The sequence below is a fragment of the Candidatus Hakubella thermalkaliphila genome (assembly GCF_013281975.1).
GTDB lineage: Bacteria > Actinomycetota > Humimicrobiia > Hakubellales > Hakubellaceae > Hakubella > Hakubella thermalkaliphila.
The window spans coordinates 1-540 of sequence record NZ_BLRZ01000481.1 but is presented as its reverse complement, the minus strand read 5'-3'; the positions used below and the strand labels follow the sequence as shown (position 1 = coordinate 540).

2 protein-coding genes are annotated in these 540 nt (G+C 40.2%); both read left to right on the top strand.

Features of this window, described 5'->3' with window-relative positions:
* Positions 1-31: 31 nt before the first annotated feature.
* On the top strand, positions 32-226 hold the full coding sequence (locus HW443_RS12815) for a type II toxin-antitoxin system HicB family antitoxin (RefSeq protein WP_176231504.1): 195 nt from the start codon (positions 32-34) through the stop codon (positions 224-226).
* Positions 227-280: 54 nt separating this feature from the next.
* Entirely contained in the window at positions 281-493 is a 213-nt protein-coding gene (locus HW443_RS12810) for a type II toxin-antitoxin system HicA family toxin (RefSeq protein WP_176231503.1), read from the top strand.
* Positions 494-540: the final 47 nt, after the last annotated feature.

Sequence of the window (540 nt, the reverse complement as noted above, 5' to 3'; positions counted from 1 at the left end):
ATAGAAAGCTTAAAAGAGTCTTGGAGGTGTTATGAAATACAAAGTAAATCTCAAGAAGACCGATGAAGGTTATGCTGTTTGGGTTCCTGGCCTGCCAGGTTGTTGGTCTCAGGGGCGGACGGAGGAGGAAGCTTTAGAGAATATTAAAGATGCCATACAGGCATATTTAGAGACTGTTGAAGAGTTAAGTAAAAACAAGGAGTCTCGTTATGTAGAAGTAGGGTGACTACTCCCCACGACTAAAAGTCGGGGGCTTTCTCGGCCTATTTTTGTAAAAATTATGCCCAAACTACCAGGTATAAACCACCAACGAGCCGTGAAGGCTTTTGAAAAGGTAGGTTTTTGGATTACAAGACAAGGAAAACATAGAACAATGACAAATGGCGAACGGATTATTACTATTCCAAGAGCAAATCCAGTTGACGCTTTTACAATGGCTGGTATTGTAAAAGATGCAGGTCTTAGTATTGAGGAATTCAAGAAACTTTTCTGAAAGTTGAAATAAATATACCTTTGAGACTCCCTCGGAGGAATTTCTCA

Excerpts from the sequence above, each read along its gene's own strand:
- HW443_RS12815 (WP_176231504.1), top strand. The coding sequence starts at position 32 with ATGAAATACAAAGTAAATCTCAAGAAGACCGATGAAGGTTATGCTGTT.
- HW443_RS12810 (WP_176231503.1), top strand. The coding sequence starts at position 281 with ATGCCCAAACTACCAGGTATAAACCACCAACGAGCCGTGAAGGCTTTT.